At 57.6% G+C, this 13,020-nt stretch carries 13 protein-coding genes; 9 read left to right on the top strand and 4 right to left on the bottom strand.

All coding sequences use genetic code 11. From position 1 onward, the window contains the following. Positions 1–129: 129 nt before the first annotated feature. The 3 genes from msuE to BLU35_RS08630 all read right to left on the bottom strand — a co-directional run bounded on the left by msuE (position 130) and on the right by BLU35_RS08630 (position 2,418). Positions 130–741 carry an FMN reductase gene (msuE, locus tag BLU35_RS08640; protein WP_093232776.1) on the bottom strand — a complete coding sequence of 204 codons (612 nt, stop codon included), beginning with the start codon at positions 739–741 and terminating at the stop codon, positions 130–132. A gap of 193 nt (positions 742–934) precedes the next feature. Continuing rightward, positions 935–1,981, bottom strand: coding sequence for an L-dopachrome tautomerase-related protein (locus BLU35_RS08635; protein ID WP_093232775.1), 1,047 nt, complete (start codon positions 1,979–1,981; stop codon positions 935–937). Beyond that, positions 1,978–2,418: a cupin domain-containing protein gene (locus tag BLU35_RS08630; protein ID WP_093232774.1), complete on the bottom strand. Its 441-nt coding sequence runs from the start codon at positions 2,416–2,418 to the stop codon at positions 1,978–1,980. Before BLU35_RS08630 ends, BLU35_RS08635 begins: the two co-directional genes overlap by 4 nt. A gap of 242 nt (positions 2,419–2,660) precedes the next feature. Here BLU35_RS08630 and BLU35_RS08625 point away from each other — a divergent pair, with 242 nt between their 5' ends. Both BLU35_RS08625 and BLU35_RS36645 read left to right on the top strand, forming a co-directional pair. Continuing rightward, positions 2,661–3,785: a zinc-dependent alcohol dehydrogenase family protein gene (locus BLU35_RS08625; RefSeq protein ID WP_093232773.1), complete on the top strand. Its 1,125-nt coding sequence runs from the start codon at positions 2,661–2,663 to the stop codon at positions 3,783–3,785. A gap of 33 nt (positions 3,786–3,818) precedes the next feature. Beyond that, positions 3,819–4,256 (top strand): transketolase C-terminal domain-containing protein, encoded by a 438-nt coding sequence (locus tag BLU35_RS36645; RefSeq protein ID WP_353615025.1) that lies wholly within the window; start codon positions 3,819–3,821, stop codon positions 4,254–4,256. Between the two features lie 707 nt (positions 4,257–4,963). On the opposite strand, the gene BLU35_RS08620 is transcribed toward BLU35_RS36645, so the two are convergent. Next, on the bottom strand, positions 4,964–5,533 hold the full coding sequence (locus BLU35_RS08620) for a helix-turn-helix domain-containing protein (protein WP_093232772.1): 570 nt from the start codon (positions 5,531–5,533) through the stop codon (positions 4,964–4,966). A gap of 118 nt (positions 5,534–5,651) precedes the next feature. Between BLU35_RS08620 and BLU35_RS08615 the strand changes: the two genes are divergently transcribed. The 7 genes from BLU35_RS08615 to BLU35_RS08585 all read left to right on the top strand — a co-directional run bounded on the left by BLU35_RS08615 (position 5,652) and on the right by BLU35_RS08585 (position 12,824). Next, entirely contained in the window at positions 5,652–6,590 is a 939-nt protein-coding gene (locus tag BLU35_RS08615; RefSeq protein WP_210185122.1) for an ornithine cyclodeaminase family protein, read from the top strand. 22 nt (positions 6,591–6,612) lie between these two features. Continuing rightward, positions 6,613–7,746 carry an aminotransferase gene (locus BLU35_RS08610; RefSeq protein ID WP_093232770.1) on the top strand — a complete coding sequence of 378 codons (1,134 nt, stop codon included), beginning with the start codon at positions 6,613–6,615 and terminating at the stop codon, positions 7,744–7,746. 78 nt (positions 7,747–7,824) lie between these two features. After that, positions 7,825–8,604, top strand: a complete 780-nt coding sequence (locus tag BLU35_RS08605) for a transporter substrate-binding domain-containing protein (protein WP_093232769.1) — start codon at positions 7,825–7,827, stop codon at positions 8,602–8,604. 46 nt (positions 8,605–8,650) lie between these two features. Beyond that, positions 8,651–10,021: a M20/M25/M40 family metallo-hydrolase gene (locus BLU35_RS08600; protein ID WP_093232768.1), complete on the top strand. Its 1,371-nt coding sequence runs from the start codon at positions 8,651–8,653 to the stop codon at positions 10,019–10,021. Then, positions 10,014–10,685 (top strand): ABC transporter permease subunit, encoded by a 672-nt coding sequence (locus BLU35_RS08595; RefSeq protein ID WP_093232767.1) that lies wholly within the window; start codon positions 10,014–10,016, stop codon positions 10,683–10,685. The genes BLU35_RS08600 and BLU35_RS08595 overlap by 8 nt, the downstream gene beginning before the upstream one ends. 3 nt (positions 10,686–10,688) lie before the next feature. Then, positions 10,689–11,372 (top strand): ABC transporter permease, encoded by a 684-nt coding sequence (locus BLU35_RS08590; RefSeq protein WP_093232766.1) that lies wholly within the window; start codon positions 10,689–10,691, stop codon positions 11,370–11,372. Positions 11,373–12,140: 768 nt separating this feature from the next. Next, positions 12,141–12,824, top strand: coding sequence for a hypothetical protein (locus BLU35_RS08585; protein ID WP_143032908.1), 684 nt, complete (start codon positions 12,141–12,143; stop codon positions 12,822–12,824). The last annotated feature ends 196 nt before the right edge of the window (positions 12,825–13,020 follow it).

Raw genomic sequence — 13,020 nt, 5'->3', positions numbered from 1 at the left:
GAATACCTTGCAGCGGGCCCATTATTTAGCGGCGAGACTTCACCTAGTTTCTCAACAGTGCGAATGGGTGAAGCCCTGTAGCAACACGCTCGACCGCCACCTTCACGACGCTTTGTCGGTGGGGCGTCTTCACCGCCGCGCGTTAGGCAGAGTCAAGCTCTCTGCTTCGGCGCAAGCGAGCTGAGCTTCACTACGTATTGTCCGAGGGCCGCGTTCTGGGAAGAATGCTGAGAGCTCACCAATCACCTGCGCAATGCGCTTCAACAGCGGTTCGGAAGTAACACGGTAGTCCGTGAAATCGCGGTCTGAAGCATACACGGCGGTCGGTAGCGTATGCGCCGTGAAGAAACCGAAGAGCGGTCGAAGCTGGTGCTGTATCAGCGCATGCCGTTCACCGCCCCCCGTGCCGGAAAGAACGATCGGCTTGGCGTGTAACTCATGCGGGTCAATCAGGTCGACCAAATGCTTGAACATGCCCGGATAACTGCCTTTAAAGGTGGGGGTCCCCACGACGAGTACATCGGCACCGACGATCTCATCTACGATTACTTTGGCTCGATGATCCAAGTCCTCGCGTCGTCGCGCATGACCAAGCGAGGGTCCGAAATCAGCCAGGTTATAGATCGTGCTGGTGAACCCGTACTTCTCTCCGGCAAGGCATGCGACTCTCTCAACGAGAGTAAATGACTTCGAGGGACGGTTGAAGCTGCCGACGAGGCCGACCAATTTTAGGACAGACATTTTTGATTCAAGTTCCTTCGAGCACCCCGGAGGTGAGACGAGCAAGGTATCCGCCAGTCTGCTCGTCTCGCGAGAGCTCTACGTTGAGCCCCGTAGCAGCCAAGTACGGGCGACTCCGCGCCCGTCTGATCCAATTGGGTGAGCAGGTCGTAGCCGGACATATTGCGCCCAAGCGCCGAGACCCCTTGCTCGCCTACACCGACATCGGGGCGTCCACACGAAGTCGCAGCAGATGATAAGGTGGGCGACTGTCGTCAACGCCGTTGTTGAGCAGCGGGTGACGATTCAACTGGTTGCTGGTGATGTATAACCAATGCCCTTGGGCATCGAGTTCTACTCCATCGGGCCAACCGAGCAGCTCCCGATCTTCGACCAAAATGCGATAGCCGCTTGGCGATGCCAGTCCGATCGCGCTCCGGCAAATGTCGGTGACGTAAATATTGCCAGCGGCATCTACGTCGAAACCATCGCAGGGCGGCTTGGCGCACCAAAAAGTCACCTCGTCAGCCAAGGTATTGGGATGTACGCGTTCGTCAGCGAGCATTTCAGCGCTGATCCTATGAACTGATTTCCCCGACAAAGCTCCGAAGTAGACCCAGCGGCCCGAGGGATCAATCGCGATTGGGTTGAGCCCATAACGATAATCTACACTCGACCCGTCTGCGGTCGCCCTTGTCACCAGCCTGCCGTCGATGACCACGAGTTCATCGCCGGGCCGCAATGCAGGATGGTTCTCAAGGACCCGCCTCGAAAGCCCGGTAGCAATGTCGACAACGACAATCGCAGGAAAGTCGCTGACCCCGGCCGGATTGAGCGTCATGTCGGCAATATAGATCTGCTCCCGGGAGCTATCTACCACGAAGTCCTGGGTGAACGAGCTCGGGCGCAGGACACATTGGGGCAAAACGATAACTCGGTGGAGCCGATGCTCCCCATCGTTCCAAGCGACCAGTTTAGGCTGATTGGCTGCATCACCCATGTCGAGCATCCATACGACGTCGTCCTTGTCTGCTCGAATGCCGATGACCCCGCTCATGCCCCGGCCGTCCGGGGACGGTCTGCCTGCCCAGCTTTCATCCGGATAAGGACGTTGGCTGCCGTCTTCCGCAATAGCGCGCACCGCGAACTCCGGCGAAGCAACGCCAGAAATCGAGACCAACTGCTTGCCGTTGCGGGTCACTGTGGGATTGCCAGGACGCTCATGCAGGAAAGTAGCAAGAATTTGGAGTTCTGCGTTCATTGATTAGCCTTCACGAAGCTATCCGGCGTTCCCAACGCAGGGTCCACGAACACGATATCCGAGGGGTCACGACGGGGCGTGTCAACGGACACCATAAACACAGGGTGTTCGAGGATCTCGGGCATACCGTGAATCGTGCCCTTCTTGAAAAACAGCATATCGCCCGGCCCCACCTCGAAAGGCTCTGCGCCACCCATGAAGAAGCGACCGCGTCCTGATAGGACCAACAGATACTCGTCGCAGGTCGCGTGATAGTGCGCCGGTGTCGGCTTGTAGACGCGAAACACCCGCGCGCTTGCCTCATCCTCATCGGTGAGGCGCGTGTCCACGAGCAATGTCTCGGCATTCTCAGGGAAGCTTTTTACGATCTCCTCAAGTTTGAACCTGGCGTGTGGGCCTGCTTCAACGAGTTTCCTGCGTCTTAACTCCGGTCTCATGATCAAGTGTTCCTTCGCTCGGGATGTTGAAGGCAGCAAAGTAGGAGACAGTCACACGGACCATTAGCGGGTCTCGCTGAACAAGACTTGAGAATCCGCTGAACAGATATGGGTTGGCAGCAAGAGCTGCGCGGCTGCAGAGGTCTGTGAATTTCATTCAATACAGTTGAGGCGGCGGAAGGCCTTATCGACCACCAACACTCGTGTTTAGGTTGGGCGCGAAACTTGAATGGAGACTTGGGATGTTGGTCAAGGCTGCGGTGATTAGCGAGACGAAAATGCCTCGCCCTTACGCGACGAGTAAGCCACTTTCGATCAAACACGTTGAATTGGCCCCTCCGGGACCCGGGGAGGTACTGGTCAAAATTCGTGCGGCTGGACTCTGCCATTCCGATCTGTCGGTAATCAATGGCGACAGGCCGAGGCCGATGCCCATGGCCCTGGGTCACGAGGCGGCCGGCGTTGTCGAAGTTTTAGGAGAAGGCGTTCGAGACCTTGAACCCGGGGACCATGTAGTCATGGTCTTCATGCCGAGCTGCGGCCATTGCCTACCCTGCGCCGAGGGGCGGCCGGCACTGTGCGAGCCCGGTGCCGCTGCGAATGCGGCGGGATCCCTTCTGAGCGGAGCTACTAGGCTGAACTACCGAGGTAAAGCCGTCCATCACCACCTGGGGGTTTCGGCATTCGCCGAGTACGCCATCGTGTCCCGGCATTCTCTTGTCAAAGTTCCTCGCGACCTCCCTTTCGTGGAAGCGGCGCTATTTGGGTGCGCAGTGCTGACCGGGGTGGGCGCGGTCGTCAACACCGCCCAAGTACGGACAGGCGCAACTACCGCCATCATCGGGCTGGGCGGGGTCGGGCTCGCAGCTGTCCTCGGTGCGCGAGCGGCAGGTTCCAGCAAGATAGTGGCGATTGATTTTTCCCCGGACAAACTCGCGCTCGCAAAGGAACTTGGGGCCACCCACACCATCAACGGGCGCGAGGGAAACGCGACAGAGCAAGTGCGTGAGATTACATCTGGAGGTGCCGATTACACCTTCGAGATGGCTGGCTCCGTTCTCGCTCTCGAAAACGCCTTCGCCATGACCAAGCGCGGCGGCGTCACCGTTACGGCCGGTCTCCCGCCACCGGGTGTATCGTTGGCGGTCAACGTGGTGCAACTCGTTGGAGAAGAGCGGACCCTCAAGGGAAGTTACATCGGCACATCTGTTCCAGTGCGCGATATTCCGAGGTTTATTGAGCTTTACCGCGAAGACCGCCTTCCCGTCGACCGCTTGCTGAGCCATCGGCTGAAGCTCGAGGAAATCAACGAGGGTTTCGACCGCCTGCACGACGGTAGCGCGGTTCGCCAGGTGGTCGAATTGTAAAAGCGTGGATCGCCTGCAGCAACATGTGATGGTATTTGGGCGTCCACACGCTGGAACGCCCAAATACCATACCTTCGTTTCCAAGAAAGTTCCTTCCCGAGTCTGACAGTATCGCCGGCTCCACCGTCCGCCCTGCCCTCGAACCGACCCGCGCATTGCGGGCAGCCGGGCGCGCGTCGGCTTTCTCGACTGGCGACGACAGAACCGATCGACCGGGACACCATACTGGAAGCCGCGGCTCAAAGTTCACGGATCTTGAAGGTCGAAGAACACAGTGTGCTTGGAGTACTTGGCGGTGCGGTCGCAGAGGTGCTGGCGGGCGAAGGGCTGCCGTTCAATCTGAACCCGCCACGGCATTTACGACGAGTACAGCCTGATCGCGCCGCCTACCCATCTCTAAGCGCAAAGGCCGCGCGTGAAGAGCTGCGGTTTGCCTGCCACGAGGCGCTGAAGGCCACTTTTCTCTCATGACCGCGGGGCCTGGGCTCCGCGGTCATTTTCTTTGCCTCCTGGCTCAGGCGACGCCGCCGTCCTCCGATGATTTTCTGGAGCTTATGAAAGGCACCTTCCGCCTAGCCGTGAAAGGGAAACGAACCGTGCGATCCCTAACATTGAAGAGTGGAGCGGAATTGTTTCAACGAGAATCCCGAAAGCGCTCTTTGGCATTATGTGCGTGTTTTTTGGGTTCGATCCGTCATAAGATCGAATGTGAGGTGAGCGGTTCGTGGCGGCACGAGGATAATGGGAGGCCGCTCCCAAACTCACCTGACATGCATTGGGAGGATGCCAGAAACATGCCTACGACTCTACCTACGCGGAAATGCGAATACCGGATGACGCCTCTCGAGCAACTGTTCGTTTTGCTCGGTCAGGGGAGCATCTGGTACACATGCTACGCCTATCCGTACGACCAGCGGGACCTGTGATCGTGGACTTGGCCGAGGTCAGATCCGGAAGGTCCAACGAGAGCATGGGGTCGGCGACGAAGTTATAGACATCCTGCATCGCCGCGGCCGAAACACTTTCTGTCGCGGCGATGCAGCCTTCAGCGGTGGAGGCGGCGATTTTCGATTGCGTGGATGTGAGGGCTGTTCAGCCCTAACGTTTCAGATCGAATCCCATGCTCTCATAAAGCGGGGCGCAGTTCGAGCGAGGGCTATTCGCAGAACCACGTCCGACTACGAAACCACGTTTCGCACGAACCTCACCATCTCGCTATGCCTATTGGCATAAGAGTACTCCTGCGCCGAACTGTAAATCGCGAATGTCCCAGCGGGATACTCCTTCTCTGTTCCGCTCAAGACGAGCGTGAGTACACCCTCTATGACGAAGAGCATTTCGTGCCAGCCCTCCGGGTCCGGTTCCGCATCATACTGCTCCCCTGTATCCAGCGACCAAATCCACATCTGCGTATCATGGCCCGCCGGCGCGCTTCCGAGAAGGACGCCTTTGCTGGCAGGGCCAATCCCGCGCCACGTCACTTCGTTGATGTCAGTAAGTGACTGTCGTGCTGGATCCCGGACGAGATCGACGAAGCCAACTCCCATCGCGGCCGCGAGCTTGTCTAAACTGGAAAGGCTGATGTTCGCGTCGCCCGACTCCACGGCCACGATCATTCTCCTGCTGACGCCCGACGCTTTCGCGAGCGCGATCTGGCTCAAGCCCGCGGACTGCCTAAGCTTACGTAGATTCCCGGAAACATGCGCCAATACGTCGCCTCGCTCTTGACTGTGCAGTATATTGCTCATATGGTCCTTCTACTTCTAACGGGCAGACTGTTCAACAGCGAAATCCACCGCGCGTTCATTCAAACGCGCGAACGATAACGTGCGTTCGGTGCTGCCCCATGTAATGGCGAGGTACTCCATGACGCAACCGATCGTTCTCAGTGAATCAGAGATCGCAACGCTCCTGCCGCAAGTCGATATCCGCGCCGTCTTAGAGCGCATGTTTCGCTCCTTGGCAGACGGGAACGCCGTGCAACCTCCCCAGACACTGAGCCTCTTTCCAGCCGACACGGGCGACTTCATCACGTACCTTGGAGTGCTGGCCGATGAAAAGGTATTTGGCGCCAAGCTCTCTCCATACATCCCTGGTGACGGCAATGCCCTGGTGACAGCCTGGACCTTGCTGATGTCGATGGAGACGGGTACGCCGATACTCCTCTGTGACGCAAAGAAGCTGACGACGGAGCGGACTGCAGCGGCTTCCATCATCGCGGCTGACTTACTCGCAGCTCCGCAATCCTCTGTACTGACGATCGTCGGCTCGGGACCGATGGGGCTTGCGCATCTCCGGTATGCGGAAGGCATGCGCCATTGGAAGGAAATCAGGATCGCCTCTCCTGACGTCGAGAACTGCGAAGTCCCTCGCACGCTCTCCAGCGGGATCTCAGTTTCGAAATCGACAAATGCCAATGAAGCAATCGAAGGCGCGGATGTCGTTTTGCTGTGTACCTCGTCAGGAACGCCAGTAATCGACGCGAAGGCACTGTCCAAAGCGGCAGTTGTCACATCGATCAGCACGAACGTCGCCAACGCCCACGAAGTCGATCCTGCGGCACTACGGGACTTCGATGTTTATTGCGACTACAGGGCAACCACTCCCGCTGCAGCAGGTGAAATGAAGCTGGCCACGGCTGCCGGGTTTTGGAGCGCGGATGCCCTCTGTGGCGACCTTCCAGAGCTGTTGACGGGCCGCGCCAAGCCCCCGAGCCGCGAACGCCCTGCCCTTTTCCGTTCCATCGGCCTCGGCCTGGAAGACGTTGCCGCCGCTGTAGCGCTGCTCGCCGCCGCGCGCGCGTGAATTATCACACGAGGAGCCTGACATGAAAATTCGGAACTTCGGCGTCGAGATTTGGATGAACAAATATGAGACGAAGTGCCAGCTAAACCTCGCAGAGACGTGCGTCGACTCACTCACCGTCGCCGAACTGCTGGAAATGGCCGGGACCAACGACATCTCCCAACAGCTCCTGCCCCTGAAGCTGACCTACGGCGAAATCGAAGGAAGCGTGCGCCTCCGGACTCTTATCGCAAAGCTGTATGAGAACCAGAAGATCGAGAACGTCATAACGACCCATGGAGCGATCGGTGCTAACGCCCTGGTACACCAGACTCTTGTGGAGCCGGGAGATCGTGTGATCTCCGTTCTTCCCACCTATCAGCAGCATTATTCCATTCCCGAGAGCTTCGGCGCCGACACGCAGATTTTGAAACTGACGGAAAAGACGGGCTTCCTCCCGGATTTGGTAGAACTGAAGAAGCTTGCCATCCCGGGAACGAAGTTGATCGCGATCAACAACCCGAACAATCCGACGGGTTCCCTCATGGACCGTGCCTATCTCGAACAGATTGTCGAGATAGCCCGCGCTTGCGGCGCGTGGATCCTCTGCGACGAGGTCTATCGTGGCACCGACCAAGAGAGCGATTCCGGAATGACCGCTTCGGTCGCCGATCTCTATGAGAAAGGCATCAGTACGGGCAGCATGTCCAAGACATTCTCTCTGGCTGGCCTTCGGCTAGGATGGATCGTAGCGCCTGCAGAGCTGATCCACGCGGTATCGATCCATCGGGACTACAACACGATTTCCGTAGGAATGCTGGATGACCACTTCGCGGCCATTGCATTGGAGAGCAAGGACAAGATCCTCGAGCGTAGTCACCGCATCACCCGGTCCAACCTAGCGATCGTTTCCGATTGGGTAGATGCCGAACCGCTGATCTCTTGGGTCAAGCCAAAGTCCGGAACGACTGCGCTCCTGAAGTACGAGCTTCCGATTTCCTCCGAGGAGTTTTGCATCCGTCTTCTCGAAAAGACTGGCGTGATGCTCACTCCAGGCAGTGCGATGGACATGGAGGGGTACCTCCGCATTGGTTATGCCAACGGAAAAGACATCCTCCGCGAAGGCCTGATGCGGATTTCGGAGTTTCTGAAAGAAACTGTCGCGTCGGCCGCCTGATCTCATCAGATCCAAGATATTCCTGCCGCCCTCGTTGGGGGCGGAGGGTGCTTTCGTTTCTAACAAAAGGGGAATCTCATGAAACGACTGACCATCGCACTTGGCCTCTCTCTCCTGGCAACCGCCGCATCCGCGGAAGATCTTCGCATCGGCACCAGCGCCGACTACCCGCCGTGGGAATCTGTCGACGGCAGCGGAAACATCGTAGGTTTTGACAAAGACGTCGGCGACGAGATCTGCAAGCGGATCGCAACCGCCTGCGCATGGCAGAACCAGGCCTATGACGGCCTCTTGCCGGGCCTGCAGGTTGGGAAATTCGATCTCGTCATTTCGGGCATTTCGATTAACGACGAACGCTCGCAGAAAGTCGATTTTTCGGCGGCCTATGCAGACGCGCCAAACTCGATCGCCGTTGGGGCAGGAAATCGCGCAGCGGATGCGAAGTCCTCGTCTGACCTGAAGAACTCGCTGGCAAAAGCAGCAATCGGCGTACAGACCGGGACCACCCACGAACAGGTTCTCCGGGCAAACTTTCCCGACGCCGACATCCGTGTTTATGACCGTCCAGACCAGGTTGCCGACGATTTGATTGCAGGACGGATCGATGCCGGCCTTATGGAGCGTTCCGCTTGGGAGCCCCTCGTCAAGGATCGTGGCTCGGACAAACTCATCTACGCGGGCCCACTCCTGACAAGCGCCGATTTCCCCGAATTCGGCAAGGGCCAGGGCGTCGCGATGGGCAAGGGCAGGACCGAGCTCAAGGAAAAGATCGACGGGGCGGTTCAAGCGATGCTGCAGGACGGAACCATCAAGACCATTTCCGAGAAATGGTTCGGCTACGACGTCTCCAAGAAGTGACGTTTATCGGGAGGCGGATTGTCGCCTCCCATTTCCAGGAGAAAACATGCGTCCTTCCCTCGAAGTTTTAGCCGCTGCAAGGAGGGATCTGTCTGACCTTGTCGCGATTCCTTCCGTAAGCGCCCGAGGCGAGAGCCTCGAAAAAGCTGCGTGTAAAGTCGAACGACTTCTGTCCGAGGCCGGCTTCAAGACTGGTCAACATTCAGGAGACGTGGGGCCGTTTGTCGTCGGTGAGGTTGGTGGCGGTCCCTTCACGCTGGTCATATACAATCACTACGACGTCCAGCCAGAGGACCCGATTGATTTATGGTCGGCGCAACCATTCGAACTCACAGAGCGTGTGGGCCGTCTCTACGGACGTGGATCCGCCGACGACAAAGGCGAATTTGTAAGCCGCCTGGCAGGATGGCGACTGTTCTGGTCTGAACATGCGGGGCCTCTTCCTTTCAAAATCATCTGGATTGTCGAGGGGGAGGAGGAAATTGGCAGCCCTTCCCTCATGCGCTTTCTGGAGTACAGGTTCCCTGACACCAAAGCGGATCTGTGCTGGTGGGAATTTGGCGAGGTCGACAAGTCGGGACGACCAATCGTCCTCATGGGGTTCAAAGGCATTCTCGCAGTCGAACTGCAATGCCGAACAGCCAAGGCAGATCTTCATTCCAGCCTGGGCGCTATTTTCGACAATCCGCTCTGGCGGCTGTCGGCCGCGGTGTCTTCTCTTCGTGATGCTTCAGGGCGGGTTCTGATTGAGGGATTTTACGACGGTGTAATCGCGCCCGATGCGCGTAGCTCCAGGCTTGCTGCTTGGCCCCCGTTTGCCCTTGAAGACCTTCAAGACGAGACCGGCGCCGGGAGACTTCTCAATGGCATCGATGCTTCAACCTTCTACGAACACCTCAACTTCGAGCCTTGCCTGAATGTGAACGGCTTCCATGGGGGCTATGGCGGTGAAGGAGCTAAGACCGTTCTCCCGTGTTTCGGACACGCAAAACTAGATTTCCGCCTCGCGCCTGGTCAACACCCTGTCAGGATTGCCGAGCTGCTCAGACGGCAACTCGACAAAAATGGGTTCGCCGACATCGAGCTGAAAATTTTGGACGCCGAAGTGCTCGGGGTACGCAGCAATCCATCACACTTCGGCGTCGAATTGGGCGCCAGGCTGCTTGAGAAGTGGTTCGGGCGTCCGACCGTGATCCAACCCAGCTCCGCCGCCTCGGGTCTAGCCCACCCGTTTGTCCACAAATTTGGCGCGACGTTGTTCGGAGCCGGCCTCACCCATCACGGCGCGATGCTGCATTCGCCAGACGAAAACATCCTGATCGAACACTTCGAAAACATGATCGGGTTCTCCGCGGATTTCTTTGCCGAGCTCTGCGAACGAGCCGTGCAGGTACCAAGGGTCAAGGTCGATGCTTGAGGCGATCTATCAATACCACGGACAGCTATTACAGGGGTTTCTTACGACACTCTACGTCGCAGTGGGTAGCTTCCTTGGCGGCTCGCTGATCGCCGTCATCCTTGCGCCCCTCGCAATTTACGGCCGCCCGAGCATTCGTCGTGTGATCATGGGTTACGTCGGACTTGTGCGTGGCCTGCCGGAGCTTCTGGTCATATTCCTCATATTTTATGGCGGCACAGTCTTCCTCACAAATATTGCAGGTAGCTACGTTGAAGTGGATGCCTTGAGTGCCGGCATCGCGTCCCTTTCGATCGTCGCCGCGGCATATCTGACCGAAATCCTTCGTGGCGCGTTGCTCAGCGTTCCCGCCGGTCAATGGGAAGCCGCACTTGCTCTGGGTTTCCGGCGAACGCGCGCTTTCCGCCTTGTCGTCTTGCCACAGATGATGTCCCGCGCGCTTCCCGGGCTTGGAAACCAGTGGCTTGTAATCCTCAAGGAAAGTGCTCTGGTTTCTGTCGTGGGCCTTGAAGAGCTCATGCGCAAGTCAGTTGTCGCAGCCGGCGCGACGCACCAACCGCTCGCATTCTACCTGGCTGCTGCCGCTTTCTACGTCACGATCACCGGTTTCTCGACGCTTCTATTGAAGACGTACGAGTTCCGCCTCACGTCACATTTGAGGTGACATATGCTGTCCTTGGATCTTCTCGAACCCGCCTTCATGGCGGTAAAAAACGGCTTCCTGCTCACCGTGTCGATAACGCTCGCAAGTTTCGGGCTCGGGCAGATTCTGGCTCTTCCGATTTCGCTCGCTCTGACCTCGGAACGGTGTTCTCTGCGCCTTCCTGCGTCGACCTACACGTTCCTTGTGCGCGGCAGCCCGCTGCTTGTTCAACTCTTCATCATCTATTATGGGCTGGGCCAGATCGAGGCAGTGCGTAACAGCGTCCTTTGGCCGGTCCTACGGAGCCCCGTCTACTGCGCCATTTTGGCGATCGGCCTGAACTCCGCGGCCTATTCGGCCGAGCTGCTTGCGGGTGCAATCCGGCAATTGCCCCGCGGCCAGTGGGAAGCAGGACGTGCTCTCGGAATTCGCAAATGGGTGCTGCTGATGAAGATTATCCTCCCTCAGGCCTATCGCGCGGTTATCCCCGCCATCGGCAACGAGCTCGTTCTGGTCATGAAGGGATCCACGCTCGCGAGTGCAGTGACGGTCATGGAAATGACTGGCGCGGCCCGTATCTTCGTCGCCCGCACCTATGCGCCTTTCGAGACCTTCCTCATCGCAGGAACAATCTATCTCCTCATGGGAGCGCTGTTCGGTCGAATTTTCAGATTTGTCGAAGTGCGTGCCGCCATCCCCGGGCGCTGACGGCTTCGTCGAAGCAACCACCTCGGGAATAGCTGACATACACCAGAATATCCCGGAAAATACCGCCAAACTTTGCACGATGGGTATCCGCAGTGTAATTCCTGCAGAGGGCGGATTAACAGGACATGCGCGAAGCGATGAAGGCTGAGCGCATGGAAAGTAAAGAGGCCCCAAGTTGTTGGAGCCTCTGGCTTTAAAGGTCTCGAAGTCGGGACAGGTCTCAATACCTTGAGACTGCCCAAACCGGTCGCCCTTAACGGATATTATCGGATTTCGACTTTCGGTCGTTCAAGAGACCTCGGCTCTGGAGCTGCCTCGAAAGTGTTTCGGATAATATCGTCCGTCCAGGCTTTAACAGTTTCAGCGCCGAGACCACTTTCCGAAAAAATCTGCTCAAGCCGAGATTTTACCGAGCCTCCGGCACCAACCCAGCTATCGACAGCTGCTCTGTTCATAAATTGGGGCAACTTATTATCCTCGTCCACTACGCAAATCAGATCATCATTGCCTGAAAGGCGCAACACGCATCAGACGCACAACTGTCGCAACGCCGCTGGGAGGGCCGAGGCGAATGGTCCGGGACGGGAGGTGGCCTTTGAGCCCAGACGAGAGCCGTCTTGCGTCGAATTTTATGAGTTGGCTTACGTCTCCGATGCATAATGGCACCAGGCGGGAAAGGCGGGATTTGAAATTATGTGCGGGGGCGAGAGCGGCTTTCGAAACTTCATCGCGTCCCTATGCTCAGAGTACTTCGCAAGCAGGGTTTCCGTGCATCCGGCAACCGTATTCGGGAAGCTCTATCGGGTCGTAAAGTCGCGTGAACGCGATCCAGGCTTCGAGAGCATCCGCGACATCTTCCGTGACGAGGCGATCAACCGTCTCCCCTGTGGTTCAGGCGACGAGGTGTTCGGGCCTGTTTCCGAACGCAAATGGCACAGCGTCAGCACTGCAGCAAAGACGCATGGGCTGAAGATGACAGAGGTGCGCACGCTGTTTCGCGCCGGCGGGCTTCTTCCCATGAAACCTGGAGACGATCAGAAGTATGCTCTCGTCGAAGCATCCTCCGCTGACGCACTGCTTGAGAACGTTAAGTCCGCACTTTCATTTGGACAGGCAAGGGATTGCCTTCACATGAATATCGAGCATCTCCGGGCGGTCATCGATTTGGGCTGGCTCAAGCCGCTGCTCAGCCTTCGTGACGGCGGTCATGTGGTCCCGTATTTCACGAGGATCGAGCTAGAACGCTTCCAAACAGAGCTGAGAGATCGCGTTACGGTGGATCTCGTCTCGCCCCGGATGACGAGTATCGGCGACGCTGCCAAGAGAGCGGGCTGTACGGTCAAAGACGTCATCAACCTCCTGTTTGAGGGCAAACTCGTGACAGTCGGCTGGAGATGTGAAGCGCTCCTTGTCGATGCCGCCGAGGTCGGCGAGAAAATAGCTTCTAGGTAGCATCTTCCAACAGTCCTCGATCACTCTCTAGAGAGTTTGCACCTTCGGAATGAGCGGGACGATCACAACGGATGGGCATGTCGCACCCAACATAAAATTCGGAGATCGCAGCGCGCTCTCAGCCTACGTCTACGACACGGGCGGCGGAAGGGAGTGATCGATCAACTCGGTTGTATCATTGTACCGCACCTGCACC

Source organism: Sinorhizobium sp. NFACC03 (assembly GCF_900103435.1).
In the GTDB taxonomy this organism is placed as follows: domain Bacteria; phylum Pseudomonadota; class Alphaproteobacteria; order Rhizobiales; family Rhizobiaceae; genus Ensifer.
Note: the sequence above shows the minus strand (reverse complement) of the source record. Positions and strands in the feature narration are given on the sequence as shown.

Excerpts from the sequence above, each read along its gene's own strand:
- msuE (WP_093232776.1), bottom strand. The coding sequence starts at position 741 with ATGTCTGTCCTAAAATTGGTCGGCCTCGTCGGCAGCTTCAACCGTCCC.
- BLU35_RS08635 (WP_093232775.1), bottom strand. The coding sequence starts at position 1,981 with ATGAACGCAGAACTCCAAATTCTTGCTACTTTCCTGCATGAGCGTCCT.
- BLU35_RS08630 (WP_093232774.1), bottom strand. The coding sequence starts at position 2,418 with ATGAGACCGGAGTTAAGACGCAGGAAACTCGTTGAAGCAGGCCCACAC.
- BLU35_RS08625 (WP_093232773.1), top strand. The coding sequence starts at position 2,661 with ATGTTGGTCAAGGCTGCGGTGATTAGCGAGACGAAAATGCCTCGCCCT.
- BLU35_RS08620 (WP_093232772.1), bottom strand. The coding sequence starts at position 5,533 with ATGAGCAATATACTGCACAGTCAAGAGCGAGGCGACGTATTGGCGCAT.
- BLU35_RS08615 (WP_210185122.1), top strand. The coding sequence starts at position 5,652 with ATGACGCAACCGATCGTTCTCAGTGAATCAGAGATCGCAACGCTCCTG.
- BLU35_RS08610 (WP_093232770.1), top strand. The coding sequence starts at position 6,613 with ATGAAAATTCGGAACTTCGGCGTCGAGATTTGGATGAACAAATATGAG.
- BLU35_RS08605 (WP_093232769.1), top strand. The coding sequence starts at position 7,825 with ATGAAACGACTGACCATCGCACTTGGCCTCTCTCTCCTGGCAACCGCC.
- BLU35_RS08600 (WP_093232768.1), top strand. The coding sequence starts at position 8,651 with ATGCGTCCTTCCCTCGAAGTTTTAGCCGCTGCAAGGAGGGATCTGTCT.
- BLU35_RS08595 (WP_093232767.1), top strand. The coding sequence starts at position 10,014 with ATGCTTGAGGCGATCTATCAATACCACGGACAGCTATTACAGGGGTTT.
- BLU35_RS08590 (WP_093232766.1), top strand. The coding sequence starts at position 10,689 with ATGCTGTCCTTGGATCTTCTCGAACCCGCCTTCATGGCGGTAAAAAAC.